Source organism: Exiguobacterium sp. s121 (assembly GCF_018617245.1).
Taxonomy (GTDB): Bacteria; Bacillota; Bacilli; order Exiguobacteriales; family Exiguobacteriaceae; genus Exiguobacterium; species Exiguobacterium profundum.
The window spans coordinates 699,245-718,268 of sequence record NZ_JACSJV010000001.1 but is presented as its reverse complement, the minus strand read 5'-3'; the positions used below and the strand labels follow the sequence as shown (position 1 = coordinate 718,268).

The following is a 19,024-nucleotide window of genomic DNA, read 5'->3' as shown; positions in this document are numbered from 1 at the left end:
CCTTTATCAGTTCCGTAGTGGTTTGCCTTTCACGAGCATGTGTTGCATCCGTTGTTGTGACTTCGGCTCCCCGATGAGGCTTAAGAAAGCTTCGCGCTCGATGTCGAGGAAGTACTGCTCATCGACGAGCGTACCGTATGCCAAGTCGCCACCACTGATGACGTGTGCGAGTTTCTTCGCAATTTTCAAATCGTGCTCTGAAATATAACCACCGTAGAACATTTCGTACGCCGCGAGTTCGAGCGTCGCTTTACCCGTTTGACCGACGACCGGTAACTTCTCACGAACCGGTGCCGTGTACCCGTCAGCCAGTTCAAGGACCGTTTGTTTCGCATCGAACGTCAAGTGGTCGCGGTTCATCGAGATGCCGTCGACCGCACGATGGTAACCGAGTGTTTTCGCATCAAATGCCGACTTCGATACTTTCGCCATCGCGATGTTCTCGAACGTCTGTTGCGCAGCCTTCTCGATGTTTTGCATCGATTTTGGTGTCTGCTCAAGGAGTCGACGGTACGTGTTGACGTTTCCACCCCCACCAGGAATGAGGCCGACACCGACTTCGACAAGACCCATGTATGTCTCAAGTGCGGCTTGCATACGGGCTGCCGGTAAGCTGATTTCCGTTCCACCACCGAGCGTCATACCGTACGGTGCAGCAACGACCGGACGACTTGAATAACGAATCTTTTGAACGACTTGTTGGAACTTGTTGATGATCCAATCGAGTTCGAACCAGTTCTCGTCTTCGGCTTCCATGAGCATCATCGCAAGGTTCGCACCGACACAGAAGTTCTTGCCGTCATTGGCAAGGACCATTCCTTTGAAGTCTTGCTCGACACGATCGATCGACTGTTCGATCATCTGCATGATGTCGACACCGATCGCGTTGTTTGGTGATGTGAATTCGAGTGCGACCACGTCATCACCGATATCGACGAGGCGTGCGCCACCATTTTCTAAAATGATGCCGTTTGATTTTGCGAGCGGCTTAAGTTTCAATTCTTTCGGATTGACGGTCTTCTCGACATACGTCTTCGACGCTTTATCGTAATACTGGTCTCCCTTGTAGAATGACGTATTGCCTGCAGCAAGCATCTCATCGATCCATGCCGGGACGTCATAGCCTTCCGCTTTCATACGCTCGACTGATTTCTCAACACCGAGGGCATCCCACATCTCGAACGGTCCAAACTTCCAACCGAAGCCCCACTTCATCGCATCGTCAATCGCAACGATCGTATCGGCGATTTCACCAGTGAGACGTGCCGAGTAAGCGAGCGTCTTCGCCGTGATTGGCCAGAGCAATTGGCCGACGCGACTTTTGTTCAAGATGGCACCTTTCAATTTTGCTTTCGAGCCAGGAAGTGACTTGATTTGATCGAGCTCAGGACCTGTAATCGCTTTCAATTGTTCGTATTCGAACGTCTGAAGATTCAACTCCTGGATGACCTTGCCTTCTTTCTTATAGAAGCCTTGACCAGCCTTTTGTCCGATCCAACCTTTTTCAACGAGTTGCTTCATTTCTGTCGGAACGTCGAACGTGTCCTTCTCTTCCCCTGATTCGAGTGTCTCGTAGACGTTCCCCGCCACGTGGACGAATGTGTCGATTCCGACGACGTCGAGTGTGCGGAAGGTCGCTGATTTTGGACGACCGATGAGTGGACCTGTGATCGAGTCCATCTCTCCGATTGAAGCGTTTTGCTTGAGCATCTCTTCAAACGTGACGAGAAGACCATACGTCCCAATCCGGTTCCCGATGAAGTTCGGTGTGTCTTTTGCTTCGACGACACCTTTGCCGAGACGATCTTCAGCGAAACGTGACATGAAGTCGATGACCGGACGGGCTGTCTTCTCCGTCGGAATGAGTTCGAGCAACTTCAAGTAACGCGGTGGGTTGAAGAAGTGCGTGCCGAGGAAGCGTGATTTCAATCCTTCCGGAAGGGCACTTGCCATCGCTTCGATTGAGATCCCTGACGTGTTCGAGCTGAGAATCGCGTCTTCACGGATGTAAGGTGCAATCTTCTCGAAGAGTTGTTGCTTCACGTCGAGACGTTCGACGACGACTTCGATGACCCAATCCGCTTCTTTCAAACGCTCTAAGTCATCTTCTAAGTTCCCGACTTCGATGAAGTTGAGATGTTCCGCTGTCGCGAGTGGTGCTGGATTTTGTTTCAATAGCTTTTGACGGTTTTCTGAGGCGATGCGATTGCGTACTTCCGGCGACTCGAGCGTCAACCCTATCGCTTCCTCTTTGGCTGTCAATTCACGTGGTACGATGTCGAGCATGAGCGAACGAATCCCCGCGTTCGCCAAGTGAGCCGCAATCCCCGCCCCCATTACTCCTGAACCGATGACGACCGCAAAACGAATTGAGTTCGTCAAACGGAGGTCGGTTGATTGTTCGATGTGACTCGTCATAGTGTTCCCCCCTAAAATGAGAATGAATAGTGATTCATTTCACGCGTAAAAAAAATCGCAATCACCATCGTGTTTACTCTTCTATCATAAATGAATGAACATTCATTCGCAAGCGTTCATTTTTCAATTTCATTCCATTTTTTGAATGAACGATTAGTTTTTAATGTGTGTGGTATAGACAACAAGAGTCAAATTTAGAAAGGGGAATGTATACATGCATGATAATCGTTTAAACACTGTCGGTAGCCGAAAGGACTTTGAGTCGTTTAAGAAGAAAGCCCAAGAACAGTCGCACCAACCGGGAATCGATTCGAAGATGGAACCTTTCCCGATCTATGAACGGGAAGACTATAAAGGAAGTGACAAGTTAAAAGACAAAATCGCGATCATCACCGGTGGGGATTCCGGGATCGGAAAGTCGGTCGCCATCTTCTTCGCCCATGAAGGTGCGAACTCCGTCATCGTCTATAAAGACCAAAACGAACTCGAGGACGCGGAAGCGACGAAAGAACGGATTGAGGACTTAGGTCAAGCCTGTCTCTTGCTTCAAGGCGACCTCGGCGAATCTTCTTTCTGTCAACGAGTCGTTGAAGAGACGCTCGAGACGTTCGGTCGAATTGACATCCTCGTCAATAACGCTGCCGAACAACATCCGCAGGAATCGCTTCTCGACATCTCGGACGATCAACTCGAGAAGACGTTCCGCACGAATATCTTCAGCATGTTCTACTTAACGAAAGCAGCGCTCCCCTACTTAAAAGAAGGAGCGAGCATCATCAATACGACCTCGATCACAGCCTATGAAGGAAACGACCAATTGATTGACTATGCGTCGACGAAAGGTGCCATCACGGCATTCACCCGCTCGCTCGCCAAAAACTTGGCGGACAAGAAGATTCGCGTCAACGGGGTCGCCCCGGGACCGATTTGGACACCGCTCATCCCTTCAACGTTTGACGCGGAGAAGGTGAAATCGTTCGGCGATTCAGCAGAGATGAAACGACCGGGGCAACCGGCCGAACTCGCACCGGCGTATGTCTATCTCGCAAGCGATGATTCGACATACGTCAGTGGTCAAGTCATCCACGTAAATGGTGGAACCGTGATTAATGGATAATTGATCGAAGACTCAGTTCGTAGCTGAGTCTTCTTTTTGTGCAGTGCATCCAGAAGAACATCAGGAACTTTTCTTTTGGCTGTCCGATCAAATCGGTCCAGATTTTTGGGTAAGTGAGGACGAGAACAAGAAATCGTAACACCTCCGCTACATAGAAGACCGAACGCATCGACGTTATCCATACATCAAAAAGCACGAACATCCTCGACGGATGTTCGTGCTCATTTTATTTCTTCACCATTCCCTTTAACACGAACGCCACGTTTGCCGGGCGCTCTGCGAGACGGCGCATGAAGTAACCGTACCAGTCACGACCGTATGGCACGTAGACACGGACTTTGTATCCTTGGCGCACGAGCTCGAGTTGACGCTCGACACGGATCCCGTATAACATCTGGAACTCGAACTGGTCGAGTGGAATGTTGTTCTCTTTGACGTGCTCGATGATGGCGTCAATCATATGGTCATCGTGTGTCGCGATGGATGCGTAGTTCCCGTTCGCAAGATGGAGTTTGACGAGCTTCACGTAGTTATGGTCCACGTCCTCTTTTTCAGGGAACGCGACCGTCGCCGGCTCTTTATATGCCCCTTTGACGATGCGGAGGTTCGGCTTGAGCGGCGCAAGATGATTGATGTCATCTTCCGAGCGGTACAAGTACGACTGGATGACCGTTCCAAGACCGTCAAATTCAGACTTCAGCTTTTTAAACAATTCGAGCGTCTTTTCACAACGCTGCTCATCTTCCATATCGATGGCCACAAAGACCCCGACTCGTTGTGCGACCGTCAAAATTTGACGCATGTTGTCTTCAATCAACTCGTCCGAGATATCGAATCCGAGTGATGTCAGCTTGAGTGACATATAGGCGTCTAATTGCTCTTCTGCCATAATTTCAATCGCACGCATGATCTCGTCGCGATTCGTATTCGCCTCTTCGACCGTCTTAATAAATTCCCCGAGATGATCGACCGTGACCGACAACCCTTTCGCATTCAATTCGCGAATCGTCGGGACAGAAGCCTTAAAGTCTTCCCCTGCTACAAAGCGTGATGCACCAAATCGTAGGCCATATTTCTTTGCCAAACTGTTGAGTGTTTTGTTTTGTGACATGTAGATAAATCCATCGCGCAACACTTTTTCCATCTGATTTTCCCCCTTACTTTTACACCCATCTATCTCTATGATGATGTCTGCAATTATTATGACACACAAACGTCATTTCGTCTGTATTTTTGTAACCGTTTGCAGCACTTTCTTCCCAACTTTTCAAAAAAGACAGGCGCCCCGTAGGACGGCTGTCTTATAGGCTTGTCGAAGGTGCGACATAGAGTAAAATACTGAGGAAGATGAACACGCTTCCCGCTAGGACGAACAGATGCCAAATGGCATGGTTGAACGGCAGTTTTTGCCATACATAAAACACGATGCCGACCGAATAGGCGATCCCCCCTGCGAGGAGAAGCATGAACCCTTGATGACCGAGTGATTCATATAACGGACGTATGGCGATGATGCAGATCCAACCGAGTGCGAGGTAAGTCACATTGGACACCCACATGTACTTGCCGGTCGAAAACAGTTTCCACACGATTCCGAGAATCGCAACACCCCAAACAATTCCGAATAGCGTCCAACCGAGCGTCCCGTGAAGGGTCACGAGCGCAAACGGTGTATAACTTCCGGCGATGAGTAAGTAAATCCCCGCATGGTCGAACACTTGCAGCACCCGTTTCGCCCGTGGATGCGGGATGGCGTGCATGAGTGTCGAGAAGAGATAAAGTAAAATCATCGATGCCCCGAATACACTGACCGCGGTGACGTTCCACGTGCTCCCACTCTCTGTGGCGCTCATGACGAGCAAGACGAGGGCGACGATGCTGAAGATGACTCCTAAGCCGTGCGTGATCGCGCTCGCAATTTCTTCCCCGAGCGTGTCGGCATGGAGCATCTCTTTGAGTTGTTCTTGTTTCATGTGCTCCCACCTTCCGTAACTGTTCCTTCTAGTATGGACATTTCCCAATGTTAACGCAATCAAAAACACGGGCTACCGATTAGCCCGTGTCGAGATTATGCGACTTCTTTCACCGGAACGTCACATTCCATTTGTGCTGCCCGCATCGCGCGTGCCCGTTTGTGGAACAAGACGAGAAGCGTCAACGTTCCGAGCGTCGAGATGACGTACGGAAGAACTCCGTCCAGCTTGAAGCCGATCGGCGCCGTCAAAATGTAGAACCAGACTGCATACAACATGAACGTCCCCGGAAGGAGCGCGATGTAGTGGTTTTTCCCTTTAATGTAGAGGTACATCGCCCCGACGAACAGTGCGATGACCGCCGTCGTCTGGTTCGCCCAGTTGAAGTATTGCCAAAGCATTTGGAAGTCCATGTTCGTGAGCACGTATGAGATCGCGAAGAGTGGAAGCGCGATCCAAAGACGCGACGAGAACTTTTTCTGTGCGATTGACATGTAGTCTGCGATAATCATCCGTGCGCTACGGAATGCCGTGTCGCCTGACGTGATCGGTAAGACGATGACTCCGAGAATCGCGAGTGTCCCGCCGATGCTGCCGAGCATGAGTGTCGCCACTTCTTGCACGACGAGTGCCGGAGTGCCCGCACTGATGAGTCCAAGTAATTCACCCGGCTCAAAGATGGCCATCGCCGCTCCAGCCCAAATCATCGCGATGACCGCTTCGGCGATCATCATGCCGTAGAAGATTTCACGGCCGTTGCTTTCTTTCATCGTCGTCCGCGAGATGATCGGCGACTGTGTCGCATGGAAACCAGAGAGCGCCCCACATGAGATGGTAAAGAAGAGGAGCGGCCAGATCGGCAAGCCGTCCGGATGCATGTTCGTCAATGTCATCTCTGGAATCTTGTATCCTTGAGCGAACAAACTGACCGCGATCCCGATGGCACTGATGACGAGTAGTGCCCCGAAGAACGGGTAGATGCGTCCGATGATCTTATCGACCGGGAGAAGCGTCGCCAAGATGTAGTAAGCGAACACAGCGAAGATGACGATGGTGAGCGTCGTTGCATTCCCATCGAACAAGTTGTTGATCATGTTACTCGGAGACGTGACGAACACCGTCCCGACAAGAAGTAAAAGTAAAAGTGCAAATCCATTGACGATATGGCGAAGTGAACGTCCGAGAAACTTCTCCGCTAGTTGTGGCAAGTGTGCCCCGTTATTTCGAAGGGAAATCATTCCTGTCAAATAGTCATGAACCGCACCGGCAAAGATCGATCCGAACACGATCCAAAGGAAGGCGACCGGTCCGTAGAGCGCCCCCATGATCGGTCCAAAGATTGGTCCGACACCGGCGATGTTGAGCAATTGAATCATCGAGTTCCGTTTTTTGCCCATCGGCACGTAGTCGATGCCGTCCTGAGACGCATAGGCGGGCGTCGTCCGCTCTTCCTTGATGCCGAACGTCTTCTCAACGTAACGACCGTATACCAAATACCCGACCAAAAGTAGTGCGAGTGCGACGAAGAATGTAATCATCTGTCAGTCCCCTTTTCCGTACATATGTAGCCGAAACCCCATCAGCTCTTCGGTTTACACGTGTCATGTAACCGATTACATGTTTGATTATACATAAGAGTTAATGATAATGTAAGGGCTTTCATTCACATTTTAGACACTTTTATTCGACAAAAAACGACGCCCGAATTGGACGCCGTTCCGTACTTATTTCAAGTTGAGAGTCGATTGTTTTGCACCAGAACCGTTCGATCCGCTTGCGATGACTTTGTAAGTCCCTTTCGTAAGGCCTTTTTTGAACGTGAACGTGTACGTTCCTGTCCAGCTCGCCTGTACTTTGGCGACTTGCTTGCCTTTCGCGTCTTTCAAGACGACCGTCGCACCCGGTGTTGTTTTCCCGATCAAGGCGCGTGTGCCTGCCTTCACACCTTTCGTCGTCTTCGGTGTCACGATTGATCCATTTTTTAACTCGAACGATGTTGTCTTGACTACTTTTCCTGATACATCTTTCGCTTCGATTTCATATTTTGCTGCAAAGAATCCTGTACTTCTCTTGAATGTGAAGTTCCCATTCTCGTCAGCTTTCGCATAGTCTACTTTTTTCCCGTCTCGTTTAAGGACGAGCGTAGCCCCTTCCGTCGTTTTTCCAGTCAACACGGTTGTATTCGTGTACGTCAAACGTTTCGAGATAGCTGGCGTTCCGACAAAACCTGCACCGACGACTTTCGTTTCCGTCATCGTCTTCCCATTCAATTCGCTTTCAATCGTCAATGACTGACGGAGTTTGAGCGGTTTGACCGTCAAACGGTACATGCCTTCTGCATCGGCTGTCGTTGTCGCGAGAACCGTTTTGCCATCTTTTAATGTCACGTTTGCAGATGGAGCCGTCTTCCCAGTCACGACTTTTGCACCCGGTTTGATGACATCGACCGCGAGCGTCAAGTCAGTTGGCGCCACTTCGAGCTCTGCCGTATAGGTCCGGAAGAGGCGACCTGCCGCATCCTCACGCGTCGCGTCCGTCGCTTCGATACCTTCGTAAAGGTTCAAGTACTGCTTACCCGCATCCGCTGTTTCAAATGTCACCGAACGTTTCGCATCCGCGACAATCTTCCAGTTGTTGTCGGCTTTGTAGTCTAAGTTACTGCCACTCGACACAATATAGTCCGAGATGACGTTACGTGTCTCATACGCTGAGCGATAGACGATGTTCTTCCCGCCACCGAGACCTGGGAACGATGAAGAACCCGCGCGATAGTTATTCGTCGCGACCAAGAATTCTTGGTCCATTTTGATCGGTTGTCCGTTGTACTCGACGTTCTTCACGCGGTTCGCGTTCGCATTGACGAGCTTCCCGCCGACATCGAACATCGCAGGACCCGTGACATCGATCTCATACGTCAAACCGTCGAGAATATCGAAGTTGTAGCTACGGAATTGAAGGTTGAGTAAGTTTTCGCCATCTTCTTCGATTTGGTCAAACGCACCCGCTGACATCTCGAGCCAATCCATGACATCTTTTCCTGTCACTTTGACGACTTCGAGCGTGTTCGGATACACGTAAAGGTCCGCGACGTTTTTCAAAGCAATTTGCCCTTTCGGGATATTCGTATAGTAGCTCGCATCTGTCAATTCACGACCACCCGCTTTGAACGGTGCGCCTGCTGACAAGAGTGGTAACTCTTTATAAGCAGAAAGTTCTGGGTTCGTCTCGAGTTCTTTCTCGACATACCACTTCTGTGCGTTCGTCACGAACTGAACCGATGCGTCGTCACGGACCAGTGCGAAGTAGCTTTGGATGTCATCTTGAATCTCACCGACCGGTTGGTTGATATAGTCGATTGTCGCCAAGTGGTCGTCTTCGATCAACGCTTGAATCGTCGGGTCGACCGCCGTATCAGCCGTCACCGTATCGAGTGCTGCTGACGCATCAACGATTTGCCATTTCCCATCCACGAGTTCAAGTTCAAAGTCGATGACGCCGAGGTCCTTCCCTTGGTTGTTCGCCATGACGACCGGTTTGCCATTGATTGTCCCCTTCGTCATATCGACGTTCGGGAACGAAGCGAACATGCCTTTCGCATCCGGGAAGCGACCGTGTTGGTGTCCCGTCATGACCATGTCGAGCCCGTCAATTTTCGTGAGTGCGTAACCGACGTTCTCTTCGCTGTCGAGTTGCTCATCCGCGAGCGCTGCACTGTCACCAATCCCTGAGTGCGCGAGGGCGACGACGACGTCCGCTCCCTGGCCTTTTAATTTTTGTACTGCTTCACGTGCGGACGGGATGATATCCTCTGCCGTCACACGACCTTGAAGGTTCCCCGAATCCCATGACATGATTTTCGGAGGGACGACTCCGAATACGCCGACTTTGATCGTATGTGTTTCCCCATCCAGGTCTGTGACCGTTCGTTCGATGATTTGGACCTCTTGTCCATCCACGTTGAACTTCGAGACGATCGGGTTGCCTTCTAAATCTTTGACGTTCGAGTTGACGAAACGCAGTTTCCCTTTCGACCCCTCCATCGCGTTGTATAAGAATTCGAGACCAAAGTTGAATTCATGGTTCCCGAGTGTGACGGCATCGTAGTTCAATGCCGCCATCGCCTTGTACATCGGATGTTCGAACGCTTCATTTTTTCCAGCTTGGCTCTCACGGACGTAATCGCCGAACGGTGTCCCCTGAATCGTATCCCCGTTATCGAACAAGAATGTGTTCGTTTCCCCAGCGGCTGTACGATGTTCATTGATGAGTGTCGCGACTTTCGTCAATCCGATCGTGTTATCGACCTTGTCTTGGAAGTAGTCGTAGTTCGTGATGTTCGTATGTAGGTCTGTCGTCTCTAAGAAACGGAGCTTGACGATATCCTCGTCCACTTCTGCCAAGACGTTCGGTGCCTGTAGCGGCAAAACGGTTGGTAACACGAGCGCGGTCGCGATCGACCATTTCAATGCGGTTTTCATGTGATTGTCCCCTTTTTCTGGTTGATAATTGTCTAACCATATTCAATATAACACCAGCCGCCTTTCCCTCCTATTAAATTTTTGTATAAAAACAGACCTAATTTCCTTTACAAAAATTAGGTCTATCATCCTATTATTGTTTGATACGAACAGTAAACGGTCCATCTCCGTCAATTTCTTCAAATGTGACTGATACCGGGTACGCATGTTTCCCGTAGACCGACTCTTCGAGACGAATCATCGTGAAGCCGACCACGTCCTCCCCACTCACGAGTTCAAGCGGGAGTTTCTCAACGTTCAAGTGACGGTCGTAGCCGTTGCGAAGGAGAATCGTCGCCGTGACGTCCGTCTCTTCCTTCTCCACCGACACGAGCATCAAGTTGAACTCGTTCTCTCCGACTGGCGGTGTCGAGATGTTCGTCCGCATGAGCTGTTGCCATGCAACCTTCGAGAACTTCGCTTCTTCTTCCGATGACACGGGCTGAAGCGGGTCAATCGGGTTCATTTGGAAGACGAGTCGGAGCGAGTCGTAGGATTCTATTTCTCCGAACATCTCATCTAAGAAGAAGTCCAAGTAGACCGGTTTGCTCGTCCACGCCTCAAAGCTCGGCAGTTCAGAACGTCCGAGGACTTTCCGACCGATCGGGACGTTATTTGCGTCCAACAAGAGGACCGGCAATTCGTTGATCTCGAACGAGCTCGGAAGCGTGTTGCGGAACAACGCCACGATCGACAAGTCATGCCCGAGCGATTCGGCATTCAACAACTCAATCGAGAGCTGATTGTCGAGAAGTGGCGGGAGTCGTTTCGCATGATAACGGAAGACGTACTCGTCCTCTTTCGGGATCCCCATCGCATCGTCGATCACGAGCGTCAATTGGCGCCCTTCCTCTTTATTTCCTGTCTCAATCTGTTTACGTTTACGAAATCCTAGCATTATACTTCCTCCTCTGCCATCTCGGCGAAGTAACGGTCGAGTTGGCATAGTTCCGTCGTGACATCCCGTGCGATATTGATATATGTCTGTTCGAAGATTTCGAGTCCTTCTTTTCCGAACTGACGGCTCGGGTCTTCCTGACCGTAGCTGCGAAGACCGATTCCTTCTTTCAATCCGCTCATCGTCGTCAAATGGTCCGTCCATTTCATGTCGACGGCACGGAGAAGCGATTCTTTCGCGAAGAGGACGATGTCATCCTGTTCGAGGCGTGACGCCGTCGTAGCGATGATCGTCTCCATCCAGTCGTTTAAAGCATCCTTCAGTTCACGTGTATCGGCGATGTCATTCGCCCATGTCGGCTCCTGCATCGTCAAGTAGCGCAAGTCTTCTTTCAACTCATCGATTGGCCATTCCTCAGGTACGAGTTCATCCGATACATGCATGTCGATGCTATTCTCGAGGGCGAGACGCATCATGCCGAGGACGTTTTTCGTGATGGCGTCCGCATCGGCGTTGACGGCCTGGTTACGAATCGTATAGATGATATTCCGTTGTTCGTTCAAGACGTCATCGAGTTTGAACAAGTAGTCTCGAATCGAGACACCGAGTCCTTCGATCGTCGTCTGCGCATATTCGATGATCTCGATCGCATCTTTCGACGAGACCTCACCTGTCGCACTCGGCTTCAACTTCTTCTCCACGCGTTCTAGTTTCTGCGCCGCATAACGTTTCACGATCTCATCTTCGAGCGAGACGAAGAACTCGGTCGCACCCGGGTCGCCTTGACGTCCCGAACGACCGCGGAGCTGGTTGTCGACACGTTTTGACTCATGCCGCTCCGTTCCGATGACGAAGAGACCGCCCGCTTCCTTCGCTTTTGCGTCGAGCGTGATGTCCGTTCCACGTCCGGCCATGTTCGTTGCAATCGTCACTTTGCCGAATTGACCGGCGTCCGCGATGATATCCGCTTCCTGAGCGACCGTCTTCGCGTTCAACACGTCATGCTCGATCCGCTTCTTCTTCAAATGCTTGCTGATGGCTTCCGATTGTGCGATCGAGGTCGTCCCGATCAAGATCGGTCGTCCCGTCGTATGCAGTTCCGCTACTTTCTCAGTGACCGCCGCATACTTTTGCTCGGTCGTCATGAAGATGCGGTCCGGATGGTCGACACGTTGACGTTCGCGGTTCGTCGGCACTTGGACGACGTCCATGTTGTACGTCTTCAAGAACTCTTGGCGCGACGTCTGGGCCGTCCCCGTCATCCCCCCAACGAGCGGATACATGCGGAAATAGTGCTGAATCGTAATCTCCGCCGTCGTCTTGTTCTCTTCGGTGATGGTGACGCCTTCTTTCGCCTCGAGCGCCTGATGCAACCCTTCCGACAGGCTTCGTCCTTCCATGATGCGTCCTGTGAACAAGTCGATGAGTTCAATCTTGTCTTCTCGGACGATATAGTCGACGTCAAGCTCAAACAAGACGTTCGCACGGAGCGCCTGGACGAGATAGTGATAGAGCACCTGGTGTGAGGCGCTGAACAGGTTATCGATGGCGAACAGCTCTTCAATCTTGACAATCCCTGCTTCCGTGAACGTCGCAGATTTCGACTCGAGGTCGACCTCGTAGTCGGTCTCCTCGAACTCAGAAATGATCTGTTGTGCCAACTGTTTCAACCGGATATGTGACCGGTCCTTCTGCGCGATGATGAGCGGCGTCTTCGCCTCATCGATCAAGATGCTGTCGACTTCATCGACGATGGCGAAATGGAACGGACGTTGGACCCGTTCTTCCGGCTTATGGACAAGGTTGTCACGCAAGTAGTCAAACCCGAACTCTGTCCCGACCCCATACGTGATATCTGCCTGATATGCGGAACGCTTCTCGTCCGCTTCGATGTCTGGTACGTTCAAACCGACCGTCAACCCGAGGAAGTCATGGATCTTCCCGATTTGTTCCGCGTCACGTCTCGCCAAATAATCGTTGACCGTGATGACGTGGACGCCTTTTCCTTCGAGCGCCTTGACGTAACTCGGCAAAGCGGCGACGAGCGTCTTCCCTTCCCCCGTCGGCATCTCCGAGATGTTCCCTTCGAGGAGGGCGAACCCACCGATGAGCTGGACGTCATAGTGACGCATTCCGAGCACACGGACTGACGCTTCGCGGACGAGAGCGAACCCTTCTTCCGCGATGTCGTCCACTTTCTTTCCATCCAAGAGACGTGCTTTGAGCGTCTCCGTATATGTACGCATCTCGTCATCCGAGAGGGCTTTCATCGTTGTCTCTAATTCATTAATACGCGCGACCCGTCGTTCGTACGCTTTCAAACGCCGGCTTTGATCATTCGTTAACTGTTTTACAAATTGGATCACACTAATAGCCTCCATCTTTCTATCAATTCATCACTTACATACCCGTCTATTATAACGAAAATCGAACCAATTCGGAGACTTTTTTACGAAAACTTCCTAAAAGTTGGTTTTTTGACACGTGAAAACCTATAAATTTTGGTTAATTTTCAAAAAGTATTTGTAAAAATATTTTCAATTCACTATTTGAGATGACGTGAGACCGTGTTACGATGAAAAAAACAGAACATTTGTTCGTAAAAAGGAGTGGTGACGATGCGCAGACGAATCTTTTGTATCGACAGCGTCTCGTTCTATGCCAGTTGCGAGTGTGCCGCGCGCAACAAAAATCCTTACAAGACAAAGCTCGTCGTCCTCTCGAACCTCCAGGACAGCGGGGCACTCGTCCTCGCGGCGACCCCGAAGATGAAGCAGCTCGGAATCAAGACCGGGTCACGTCGCTTCCACATCGACCGCCTTCCGTGGCACGAACGACGGGACGTTTTGTATGCCGAGGCGCGGATGAGTCATTATTTGAACGTTTCCATTCAAATCATCCACATCCTGCATCAGTTCGCCCCACCCGAGGCGATTCGCGTCTATTCGATTGATGAGACGCTCGTCGACATGAGCGGGACAGAGCGGCTGTTCGGAAATGACGAGCACGTCGCCCACCTCATGCGTGCGACGATCTTTCGCTATACAGGCATTCCCGTCACCATCGGCATCGGACCGAACAACGTCCTCGCCAAGCTCGTCCTCGATTTGCATGCAAAAAAGGAAGGTGTCGTCACGTGCCTTCTCCAGGACGTCGAACGGCTCATCCATCCGGCGCCGATCGAGAAGATGTGGGGCGTCGGGACGAAGATGGCGGTCCACCTGCAGCGGCTCGGCATCTGGACGATTGGGGACTTGGCCCGCTACCCACTCGAATCCCTTCATGAAAAGTTCGGTGTCATCGGTGCAGAACTTTGGCATCACGCCTGGGGCATCGACGAGTCGCCAACCATCCTGCCGGCGAGCTCCTTGTTCGGTGCGAAACGGATGCGACCGAAGTCGATCGGACACGGCATCACCCTCATGAAAGACTACACGACGTATTCCGCAATCCGGCTCGTCTTACAAGCGATCGCGGTCGAAGTCGGCATGCGAACCAGGCAAGCGGGACTCGTCGGAGGGACGATCCATCTCGGGGTGCGCTATACGCGGACGAGCGACCGGGCTGGCTTCAGTAAACAAAAGAAGCTCCCCCGCTTCACAGCGGACGAGCAAGAGTTTCTCCCGATCTTATTGCAGCTATTTTTAGACGGCTGGGAAGAGACGGAGGCCGTCCGTTACGTCTCGGTCGCTCTCGGCAAGCTCGAGCCACGGAGCGATCACGTCCAGTTATCGTTCTTCGAAGACGAATGGGCGAAAGCGAAACGGCTCGACTTCCTCGATTTGATTGACGGCCTGAACGTCCGGTTCGGTCGCGGCACGATCCGACCGGCGTCGAGCCTACTAAAAGACAGTCCGCTCCGGACGCGCCAACGTCTAATCGGCGGACATAAACAAGGAGGCGATTCCTCATGAGCAAGACCCGCTATCGTGACCGGGGTGAGTTAAAATGGATCCCATTTCTCATGCCCGAGCACGTCGCCCTACTGAAACGTTATTATGCCCAAATCCAAAAGATTGAGCTGCCCGACTTGGACGAACAGCTCCTCTACCTTTGGCAGACCGAGCTCGAACGGGCCATCCGTGAAGGCGACCAGGTCGAGGTGACCTTGTTCGTGGACGGCTTGATGAAAAGCATGCGCGGCTACGTCCATGCCATCTATTACGCCGAGCGCGAGGTCGAGCTGTTCGACGGCAAAGTGCGCCGCGTCCCGTTCGGCGACATCTTGTCCGTTCGTTAAGATGCCTCGATCGCTTCCTGGGTCGTCTCGAACGTCTCAATCCCGTCGAGTAGCCCATAGTGAGCAAGCGTCGCGCGGACCGATGGCGACAGATGCGCGAAGATGACATGCCGGTCGGCTGCTTTCAGCTCGGTGACGACACGACGCAACTCTTCGACCGCGGTCACATCGATGACCGGGCAGCGGTGAAAGTTGAAGATGAACACGTTCGGTTCCCGATGAATGTGATGGAGGACGTGCTCGAACAACTCGACTGCACCGAAGAAGAGCGGACCTTCGACACTGAAGACGATTTGGCCGTCTCGCGTGACGTACCGTTCTGTCCGTTCACGCACATCGATCGTATCGGCCATTCGTTTCGCGAAGAGCGCGAGCGCACAGATGACCCCGACCTCGACGGCGACGACCAAGTCGACAAATACCGTTAATAATAGCGTGACGAGTAAGACGAGCGACTCGGATGAACGATGACGCAACATCGCCATCACGTGATGACGTTCGGACATGTTCCAGGCGACCCGCATCAAGATCGGAGCGAGTGCAGCGAGTGGTACGTAACTCGCGAACGGCGCGAGGACGAGAACCGCAACGAGCACCGTGATCCCATGGATGACCCCGGCACGTCGGCTGACCGCTCCCGCCTGAATGTTCGTCGCCGTCCGGGCGATGGCACCTGTCGACGGGATCCCACCAAAGAACGGTGTGATCACGTTCGCAAGCCCTTGCCCGAACAGTTCCTTGTCCGGCTTCATCTTCGTCCCCGCCATCCCGTCGGCGACCGTTCCCGAAAGAAGTGACTCGAGCGCACCGAGGAAGGCGATGGCGAATGCGGACGGGAGGAGCGTTGTGATCAAGTCTAGGTCGATTGTGAGCCAGCTAAATGTTGGCAGTCCGCTCGAGATGCCGCCATAGGCACTTCCGATCGTCGCGACCTCACCCGGGATGAGGACACTGACAAACGTCGGGACGAGCATCGCCATGAGTAAAAGCGGTAAACGGAACGGCAGCTTCGGGACGAGCCAAAGCGTCAAAAAGCCGATTCCGGCAATGACGATCGGCCACACGGACGCTTCGGGCAACGCTTGACCGAGGCGAAGCAAGTTCTCATGAAAGTGCGGTGCCTTCTCAAACGTGACCCCGAACAACTCATCGAGCTGGTCGACGAAGATGACGACAGCAATACCGGCCGTGAAACCGATGGTCACGGCCCGGGGCATGAAGCGGATGAGCCGTCCGACCCGGAGCACGCTCATGAGGAGCAGCAAAATTCCGGCGAGAACGGTCGTGACGAGTAACCCCTCATATCCGTATGCGAGGACGACACCCGAGACGATTGGGATGAACGCTCCCGTCGGTCCGGCGATCTGGAACGTCGAACCCCCGAACAGGCTGACGAGGATTCCGGCAAAAATGGACGTGTAGAGCCCGTACACCGGCGGGACTCCCGAGGCGATGGCAAATGCCATGGCGAGCGGGATGGCGACGACGCCAACTGTAATTCCGGCCGAGATGTCCTTTTGCCACATCTCACGCGTGGAGAGTGAGTCTTGCATCATACATTCCTTCTTTCCAATCAGTTCAAAAACGAGTTCAGTGTACGCCTGGAAAGAGGGCTTGTAAACGGTTTGAGAAAAACGTTAACAGAATGTACAAAACAAGAAGCATCACGTCTATGATTGGTTAAAGAGACCATCGTTCAGTCAAACATGTCCTAGCAAGTCGTTTGAGCGAATCGTTCAATTCGAATAACCGAGTCGTGATGGCCAGCTTATCTCCATAACGAATGATATCTTCTCGCATCAATTCTTCTTGGCTTAACAACTGATGATGGAGATACACCGTCTCGAGTAATTGGAGCAGTTGTTCCCCTCGAACTTCACGAATGATGGACTCGTCTCCGTCACAATAACCTTCGAGAAAACCTGTTGCTATGGCTTTCAACTGGTCTTCGCACGTATCAAACTGATGCTTTCGGTAGCGCTCCGTTTGTGACAACGCGAGAAAGTAGTTCTCATATAAATTCATGAAGTTCCCTGCCATGCCTCGCGGTGCATAGACAATCGGGTACGGGTCGATTAAACAGACTCGATCCCCTTTCAATAAAATATTTTCAGGAGACGCATCTTGGTTAACGAGACTTGGGACAGAAACCTGTTTGTTCCGCAATTCTGTCGCCGCATGAAGCATTTGTGCTACCACATCATCTTGAATTTCAGGATATGCTTCACACAGCACTTTGTAATCTGACAACTGTTCATCACTTTCTTCTCGGATAAACGTATGTAGGTCCCCGCTCAAGCTACCATGCAGCTTCTTTTCTTCCGTCCAGATCAAATATCCGAGTCCTTCGACACCGTGTTCAATTTGATCCGTTTTCCGATAGATTTCCCCTACTTGGACTCCGATATGGACAGCTTGCTCTATCGTCATTGTATGTAACGAAAGCGAATCGCCTCCGAACGACTCTAATGTATACGTGAAATCAGGAGATACGTAGAATTCGTAAAAATCAGGCACCGCTCCAGGAACGGCTTGGTTGACGGACTGATAATATAGCTTCGTAGCTGCGTACTCTGCCGTCAAGGCATTAGAATCGAACGCCACTCGCTTTCCATACGCCACTTCTTTCGGAATCCGAAGAACCCGTTCGCAACCATCTTTTACGACTTTCCACGCCTCATGCCAAGCACCCTCACCAAGAAATCTCGGTTCGGCGACCTCGGCATGCCTAAACAATTTGAGCCGTTTTTCATTATTATTCATTTGCTGTGTCATCGATTCATTCAATCCTCCATATCTCAATTCAATCGCCTGATTCGAATGACTCGGCGTAGAGTGAAGACTTCACCATTTCCTCGGAAGGTAGATTCGTCCACGCCTCGACTTCTAAATCAGGATGTTCATGTAAATAGCCATTCACAATCTCTCCCCCGATTTGATAACCGCTCCATCTGGGAACGCCTAGGGTTTCATCCCCGTTCGTCAGTTGAGCATAATCCACTTGACCGGTCGCGATTTGGTCCATCAATTGCTCTCTGGTCGTAGGATCCAACTCTTCCATCCAAACCGGTCTCACATCCGGATAAAGCGATTTTGCAAATGTATCCGCCTTCCCCTCCCCAACGATGTAATCTAATAGAGACGTCGAGCGCACTTCCGGATCTTCAGCGAGGACTGTATGGTGATACTCGTGCGCCATTACAAAAGCAAGCATTTCCAAATCCACGTCTTCGCGAACGAGAATCACGATGACATCTTTTTCTAACGCAAATGCGGTCACCCCGCCCATCGATTCAACCGCATCATCGAACTCCGTCAACAGAGGGGCAATGAAAACCACCTTATCCTCTCCCGCTAACTGTTTCGCTGAATCGCGTGCCGCTTGTTCGATCGTTCGTTGAATCTCAGTCTCTTGTGCCTTGAGTTGATCAATCCGTTCCGATAAAACCTTTTTATACGGTGTCGGCGCAAAGAATGGACGTGCATACGCAAACGGAAGTGCTAAGTCCAGTTCGTCCGCTGCATCTTTCATATCTTGAACGACGGTTTCCTCGAGCTTCGCTTGATCAACTTGTCGAGAAGATGCCTCGTCACTTTCGTTTAAGTAATTGGCATAGCTCTCGTACAAGGGGACGAACGTGAACGTTTGATTCGTGTCTGTTTTGACGATACGCCATGCTGACTCAGTATCCGAAGGGTCCGAAACTTCAGAGGGCGAACAGCCGCTTGTGATGAAGATTATTATGAATAGAATGAAGAGTCGTTGCTTTTTCATATGTATATCTTTCCATTCTGTGTAAGGTTACATTGATTGTACCGTATTTCCAAAAAATAGAATAAAAAAGACGCACCTTTCGATGC

General features: G+C 51.4%; 13 protein-coding genes. 3 read left to right on the top strand and 10 right to left on the bottom strand.

Going from position 1 to position 19,024, the window contains the following annotated elements:
- Positions 1–6: 6 nt before the first annotated feature.
- On the bottom strand, positions 7–2,418 hold the full coding sequence (locus tag KOG47_RS03685; protein WP_215243784.1) for a 3-hydroxyacyl-CoA dehydrogenase/enoyl-CoA hydratase family protein: 2,412 nt from the start codon (positions 2,416–2,418) through the stop codon (positions 7–9).
- Between the two features lie 214 nt (positions 2,419–2,632).
- Between KOG47_RS03685 and KOG47_RS03680 the strand changes: the two genes are divergently transcribed.
- The gene (locus tag KOG47_RS03680; RefSeq protein WP_215243783.1) at positions 2,633–3,535 is read left to right on the top strand and encodes an SDR family oxidoreductase; all 903 of its coding nucleotides are present in this window, start codon (positions 2,633–2,635) and stop codon (positions 3,533–3,535) included.
- 226 nt (positions 3,536–3,761) lie between these two features.
- On the opposite strand, the gene KOG47_RS03675 is transcribed toward KOG47_RS03680, so the two are convergent.
- From KOG47_RS03675 to secA2, 6 genes are all read right to left on the bottom strand, one after another.
- Positions 3,762–4,679, bottom strand: coding sequence for a proline dehydrogenase family protein (locus KOG47_RS03675; RefSeq protein WP_012726871.1), 918 nt, complete (start codon positions 4,677–4,679; stop codon positions 3,762–3,764).
- Positions 4,680–4,836: 157 nt separating this feature from the next.
- Entirely contained in the window at positions 4,837–5,508 is a 672-nt protein-coding gene (gene trhA / locus KOG47_RS03670) for a PAQR family membrane homeostasis protein TrhA (RefSeq protein ID WP_051829405.1), read from the bottom strand.
- A gap of 95 nt (positions 5,509–5,603) precedes the next feature.
- Positions 5,604–7,046 (bottom strand): carbon starvation CstA family protein, encoded by a 1,443-nt coding sequence (locus KOG47_RS03665; RefSeq protein WP_196430970.1) that lies wholly within the window; start codon positions 7,044–7,046, stop codon positions 5,604–5,606.
- Positions 7,047–7,232: 186 nt separating this feature from the next.
- Positions 7,233–9,986: a bifunctional 2',3'-cyclic-nucleotide 2'-phosphodiesterase/3'-nucleotidase gene (locus KOG47_RS03660; RefSeq protein ID WP_215243782.1), complete on the bottom strand. Its 2,754-nt coding sequence runs from the start codon at positions 9,984–9,986 to the stop codon at positions 7,233–7,235.
- A gap of 133 nt (positions 9,987–10,119) precedes the next feature.
- Positions 10,120–10,923, bottom strand: coding sequence for an SLAP domain-containing protein (locus KOG47_RS03655; protein ID WP_074036331.1), 804 nt, complete (start codon positions 10,921–10,923; stop codon positions 10,120–10,122).
- Positions 10,923–13,289 (bottom strand): accessory Sec system translocase SecA2, encoded by a 2,367-nt coding sequence (gene secA2, locus KOG47_RS03650; protein ID WP_215243781.1) that lies wholly within the window; start codon positions 13,287–13,289, stop codon positions 10,923–10,925. Before secA2 ends, KOG47_RS03655 begins: the two co-directional genes overlap by 1 nt.
- Before the next feature lie 252 nt (positions 13,290–13,541).
- On the opposite strand from secA2, the gene KOG47_RS03645 reads away from it, so the two are divergent.
- Positions 13,542–14,837, top strand: a complete 1,296-nt coding sequence (locus KOG47_RS03645) for a Y-family DNA polymerase (protein ID WP_215243780.1) — start codon at positions 13,542–13,544, stop codon at positions 14,835–14,837.
- Positions 14,834–15,163 (top strand): YolD-like family protein, encoded by a 330-nt coding sequence (locus KOG47_RS03640; RefSeq protein ID WP_215243779.1) that lies wholly within the window; start codon positions 14,834–14,836, stop codon positions 15,161–15,163. Before KOG47_RS03645 ends, KOG47_RS03640 begins: the two co-directional genes overlap by 4 nt.
- On the opposite strand, the gene KOG47_RS03635 is transcribed toward KOG47_RS03640, so the two are convergent.
- The 3 genes from KOG47_RS03635 to KOG47_RS03625 form a co-directional block, all read right to left on the bottom strand.
- Positions 15,160–16,716 (bottom strand): SulP family inorganic anion transporter, encoded by a 1,557-nt coding sequence (locus KOG47_RS03635; protein WP_251131796.1) that lies wholly within the window; start codon positions 16,714–16,716, stop codon positions 15,160–15,162. The two genes, KOG47_RS03640 and KOG47_RS03635, sit on opposite strands and share 4 nt — an antisense overlap.
- A 127-nt stretch (positions 16,717–16,843) precedes the next feature.
- Complete coding sequence (locus tag KOG47_RS03630; protein WP_251131795.1) at positions 16,844–17,938, bottom strand: hypothetical protein; 1,095 nt, start codon at positions 17,936–17,938, stop codon at positions 16,844–16,846.
- A gap of 28 nt (positions 17,939–17,966) precedes the next feature.
- Entirely contained in the window at positions 17,967–18,938 is a 972-nt protein-coding gene (locus tag KOG47_RS03625) for a DUF2268 domain-containing putative Zn-dependent protease (protein WP_215243777.1), read from the bottom strand.
- Positions 18,939–19,024: the final 86 nt, after the last annotated feature.